Origin of the sequence: Acetivibrio ethanolgignens (assembly GCF_001461035.1) — a bacterium.
Classification (GTDB): Bacteria; Bacillota; Clostridia; order Lachnospirales; family Lachnospiraceae; genus Velocimicrobium; species Velocimicrobium ethanolgignens.
In genome coordinates this window covers 1-5,456 of the sequence record NZ_LNAM01000011.1, presented here as the reverse complement: position 1 = coordinate 5,456, position 5,456 = coordinate 1, and the positions used below count along the sequence as shown (strand labels likewise).

General features: G+C 33.6%; 4 protein-coding genes and 1 riboswitch. All 4 genes read left to right on the top strand.

All coding sequences use genetic code 11. From position 1 onward, the window contains the following. Positions 1 to 519 precede the first annotated feature (519 nt). A riboswitch (cyclic di-GMP riboswitch) is annotated at positions 520 to 624 on the top strand. A gap of 42 nt (positions 625 to 666) precedes the next feature. The 4 genes from ASU35_RS01500 to ASU35_RS01485 all read left to right on the top strand — a co-directional run bounded on the left by ASU35_RS01500 (position 667) and on the right by ASU35_RS01485 (position 5,404). Next, on the top strand, positions 667 to 4,227 hold the full coding sequence (locus tag ASU35_RS01500) for a cellulose binding domain-containing protein (RefSeq protein ID WP_058351356.1): 3,561 nt from the start codon (positions 667 to 669) through the stop codon (positions 4,225 to 4,227). Positions 4,228 to 4,302: 75 nt separating this feature from the next. Further along, positions 4,303 to 4,506 carry a DUF4926 domain-containing protein gene (locus ASU35_RS01495; RefSeq protein ID WP_058351355.1) on the top strand — a complete coding sequence of 68 codons (204 nt, stop codon included), beginning with the start codon at positions 4,303 to 4,305 and terminating at the stop codon, positions 4,504 to 4,506. 91 nt (positions 4,507 to 4,597) lie between these two features. Continuing rightward, positions 4,598 to 4,816 carry a hypothetical protein gene (locus tag ASU35_RS01490; RefSeq protein WP_012741195.1) on the top strand — a complete coding sequence of 73 codons (219 nt, stop codon included), beginning with the start codon at positions 4,598 to 4,600 and terminating at the stop codon, positions 4,814 to 4,816. A gap of 21 nt (positions 4,817 to 4,837) precedes the next feature. Then, the gene (locus ASU35_RS01485) at positions 4,838 to 5,404 is read left to right on the top strand and encodes a hypothetical protein (RefSeq protein ID WP_058351354.1); all 567 of its coding nucleotides are present in this window, start codon (positions 4,838 to 4,840) and stop codon (positions 5,402 to 5,404) included. The last annotated feature ends 52 nt before the right edge of the window (positions 5,405 to 5,456 follow it).

Sequence of the window (5,456 nt, the reverse complement as noted above, 5' to 3'; positions counted from 1 at the left end):
TGTCAATCAGACCACCTTCTTCCGTTAAAATTTGATACTTCTATTTTAACGGAAAATGGGGTAAAAAGCGAATCGTAAGATTTTGGCATACTGTCAAAATGACGGTGGATAACCCAAAAAATCAGAGATTAAATGCTGATAACACCCGGATAAAATCCACAAAAATGCTGTTATCTGGATAAAACTAAGGAGTTATATTTCAGTAATCCGCAAATCCAAAGTACCTGGCAGCTAAATTGAAAAACTATCCACATTTTACACTAAAACGAGGACGAAACAGAAATTTTATTTTCTCTATTTTGCCGAAAAATCAAGATGTACTTAATGGGGTACTGAATAGTTACATAAATTATAAAAATAGCAGTTGGGACTGGATGAGATGCTTTTAATACATTTCAATGAAAGGGATAAACAAGACATCTGTAAAATTTGTTGAAATATGGTAAATAATATAGTATACTTTTGCAGTGAATATATCTTTAGTGAAAGGAAGTGAGACTGTATTTTATTAAGCTAATAATCAAATTAGGGCAAACTTATGGAAACGTAAGGACGCAAAACATGAAGTCTAAGTAATAAAATAAAATACACGTATTTTATTATATTGACGGTTCGGTTGCAATGGTTATCATTGCAGCTTTTTTAATTTTAGGAGGTTAATGTATTATGAAGAGATTAAAACAACGAATCTTAGCAGGAGTGCTTGCATTCGTAATGTGTATTAGTACAGTAAATGTAACTGCATTCGCTCAGGAAAATGAAACGACCAGTGAAATTCAGGAAATTATTGCAATTAGCGAAGCGGGAAGTGAAAATGAAGCATCGACAGAAAATATTGAAATAACAGATACTTCTGTTTCGGGAAATAACGTGGAACCAGTTGAAGATAAGCCACGTAATAAAAAGCATAAAAAAGTGGCGAATGAAAAAGTTTATGAAGGTGAAAATTATAATGTTACATTTTCGGTAACATCTTCTTGGGAATCCGGTTATAATGCGAATGTCAAGATTGAAAACACAGGAAATGATACGATACAGAACTGGTATTTATCATTTAAATATGATGATCAAATTACCAATATTTGGAATGCAGAGATTTCTACACATGAAGAAAGTCAATATATTATTAAGAATGCCGACTGGAATCAGGATATTGTTGTTGGAGGAAGCATAGAATTTGGTATTTCAGGTAGTACAGCATTTAATGAGTTCCCAGAAAATTTTAATGTTGTAGGAGAAAATAAAGAGGTTCAAGAGGAAGATTATTCTGTACAATATCAGGTTGATAGTGATTGGGGAAGTGGTTTCACAGGTAGCATTCAGATTACGAATAATACGGACAAGACATTAGAAGATTGGGTGTTAGAGTTTGATTTTGAAAGAGAAATAACAAATATTTGGAATGCTGTTATTGAGTCCCACGAAGGAAATCATTATGTAATAAGAAATGCCGGATATAATGCAAATATTACTGCCGGACAGAGTGTTTTGTTTGGATTTAATGGACATGGTGGTTCAGCAAATAATGTAGCAGAAAATTGTGTATTATATTCATGGGAAATAGATACTACTGAATATGTAGAACTTTCTGATGGCAAGATTGAAAAAAATTATTTGGAAAGAGCAATATACACAAATTTATTGTTACAAGGTTTGCCGATTGATAATATCCGGTTGGCGGATGATTACGATGAAGATGGTTTGACATTATCACAGGAATATGAATATGATACCAATCCATTTTCAAAAGATACGGATGAAGATGGATTAAATGATTATGAAGAGATTAATCTACATAAGACAAATCCTATAAAATACGATTCAGACGAGGATGGAATGAGTGACGGAACAGAAATCGCTTGTGGATTGAATCCTTTAAGTTCTGATACAGATGGAAATGGAGTTATAGATAGCCAAGAAATCGTAACACAAGCGGTTAGAATAGACACGGTGGAACAATATCAGCTTCAAGAAGTTGGAACATTACCCAATATTCAAATAACGGGAAAAGGAGATTATAGTCAAAAAATATATGCAACGGCATTGGAAAATGATGCTACAATAATGGATATTGACTGTCTTGTAGGAACTGCGTTTGATTTTATTCATGATGAAGACTTGTCTTTTGAAAATAGTCAATTAACATTTACAATCAGTAATGAAATTTTGAAAAAAAATAAATTAACCGACTTAGCGATTGCTTGGTACAACGAAGAAGAGAATGCACTTGAATTATTAGACACAACACATAATATGGACAATTGCACAATATCAGCAGAAGTTAGTCACTATAGTACTTATATGGTAGTATCGGTGCCCGATTATTTTTTTAATATTGATTGGGAAAATGAAGATAGTATTATTGAAGCAGGCAAAGCCGATGTTGTATTTGTGATTGATACTACTGGTTCTATGGGAAATGAAATACAAAATGTTAAAAATAACATAGAGACAGTTGTATCTAGTCTGGAAGAAAATAAGGTTGATATTCGCTTGGGACTAGTAGAATATAGAGATATTTATGCAGATGGAATTGGTTCCACCAAAAGTTATGATTGGTATACAAGTGTATCTTCCTTTAAAAGTGAGTTAGCTACTTTGGGTGTAAGTGGTGGTGGAGATACTCCGGAGTCCGTAGTAGATGCGTTGTATTGTGCAAGAAATATGGAATATCGTACAGGAGTAAAAAAATATGTAATACTTTTAACAGATGCAAATTATAAAAATGGTACATCTGTAGATTCTGGTGCAACACTTACAGATGAGATAAGAAGACTTGTAGAAGAAGAGCTTGTTGTATCGGTGGTTACAACGCCATCTTATTATTCTACATACAATAGTCTTGTTAGCCAGACCGATGGAGTTACTGCAAATATTAATCAAAATTTTGCATCTGCACTTGCTCCATTAATTACTAAAATGGGAGAACAAGTAAATCAGGGATGCTGGATAAGATTATCCAACGGTTCTGTTGTATCATTAGACAAGGATCCTACTTTAGGAGATGAAACCATTGACACGGACGATGATGGTATACCAGATATCATTGAATTAAAGTCCAGTTACAAGGTGCATGCTTATAACCCGTATACAAAGAAAATGCAGGAAATTGATACATGGTCTTTTTACAGTAATCCGTCAAAAAGAGATACGGATGGTGATACATTAAGTGATATCGATGATTTGCAACCAACAAAATACGATACTGTTGTTATAAAAGAGAATGATTCATCTATTGCGTTTAATACAGGAAGAACCTGGTACAATATAAGTTGCACATCTTTTGATTATTTAGACAATTTAATGCAGATGGTAGATGGAAAAGTAGACAACCCGATTCCAATAGAGCAATTTCGGCAGATTATTCAAAATGTAGCGAATAATGAAAAGCAAGCCTTTACCATTGAGGAACTAACGTATATTGCAATCACGAATAATGAAGGTTCCAAGTTATATATGCATAATTTGTCGTCAGTCACAAGGGAAAATGTATTCCAGAAAATTGCTGGTAGAGAAAGTCGTTATTATAAGCATAGCGGTATATGGTGGAATGAAAATTGGAGTGAAGTTCCAAAAGGAACTGAAAGTGGTTTCTTTAAAGGAACGGTTTTATCGGAAGCAGATATTAATCTATCTTGGGAAATATATTGTGTATGTGATGTATATACAGTATTAACAACAGTAGCACAAGTTGGTGCGTTAGTCATTGCAATTGTGGTAGTGGCCGAGGTTACACCTGTTGTTCTTGCCAATATTCAAGGGCTGGCATATTATGTAAAAACATTTGGAATTGTTCAAGGAATTCAAATGTATCGGTATTTGGGAATTCAGAACTTGCCAAACGGTGTAATTTCATGGTTGCAAATGGATATGGCAGATGGAGACAGTTCTGTAGATGATGTTGCATTAGCCATTCAAAAAGAAAGTGTAGAAAAGAAATTGGACACTTACTTATTAAATAAAGATCATCCTGTAGGAGGTTCTAAAGCGAATTGGTTTGAAAAAGCATTAGGTTTTACAAAAGAAAATGCAGGACAACTTGCAAAACAGATTGTATTTGATGAAAATGTGGCTGTCCAGACGGCTGTTACGGAACATGGAATTAAATACAATCAGTTGATATCTATAGTAGGAGCGAATGGGAAGAAGATAGATGTTGTATTTGCGTGGATAAAAAACAACGATGGATTTGTAAGATTGGTTACTGCGATACCAACAAAGAAGTAGGATAAATATATAAAGATTTAGTTCTATTGAGCAGATTGAGATCTTTGAGTATTGTAAGAAAAGGTGAACGCATTTATGTATGAAGAATTGCAAGTAGTAAAAGCGACAAAAAATTTATCAGACAAAGTTAAGATGGGATGTATTGGTACAATTTTATATGTATATTTTGAAGAAAAGAGAGGATATGAAGTAGAGTTTGTCAACGCTGACTACGAAACATTAGACATCTTAACCGTAGGTGAGACGGATATTGAAATCGTAGAAAATAATATGAGATAGACAAACTGGAGAACAAACTTTGGCAATATCACACTCAGGTAATTCACAAAAATATTTTCAGACATTTGTTAATGTGTAAAAGGTGGAAGGTATGTGGGCCAATATTGAAATAGAGTTGCATATGAAGCCAACCTGTCTGAGCCGAAGAATAAAAACGCAGATATTGAAAGATGCATATTTAATGAAAAATGGAGATGTTACCGCTGTTGTTTGGGAGTTTTTTAGAAGTGATATTACTGGTCGGGGTGGTGCAACTCAACAATTACTTGATTTCTTGACACAAAATGGAATCCAGTATGTTATTCATTAACAGTTATAAGAGGTGACATGTATGCAATATAATGGAATGACCCCGCCGTTTGAACTTATATCATTTGAAGATATGAAGAAAAAGCAAGCTGAACAATATTTTGTATGGTATATTGATACCATAGAGCAGAGGATACAGAATTTAGAAAAGTATATTAATTTAACGGGAACGCGTATGGTATTGGATAAAACACCCAGTTCATTAATTGAATTATGTGATTGGTTTTCAAATCATATTGAGGTGTGTACAAAGGATGAACAAGAATTAATGTTGGAATCAACTATGCGTCCAGATTGGATAAAAGCACATATTATGAGCGATAGACGAAAGCTGTCTCTAAATACAATTATGATAGCAGTTGATATTTCAGCGTATTTTGGAGAAGTATTTATTAAGAATAATCCCAACATATATTGGGGTTATTTATCAAAACCAAAGAAACTTCATGGTGTAAATAGACCTAGACTATTGGGGTTTGCTGGAGATATGTCAGTTTATGCGTATGGTCGAGTTGAGATGTGTATTTGGAAGACAATAGAGACAGTAGATAATATGCATTTGTTTAATATGTATCAAGTATGTTGGTAGTGTAAAATAGTTTGTGTTTTTGGTAAGAAATGGCTCCTTTTTGGTAAGAATT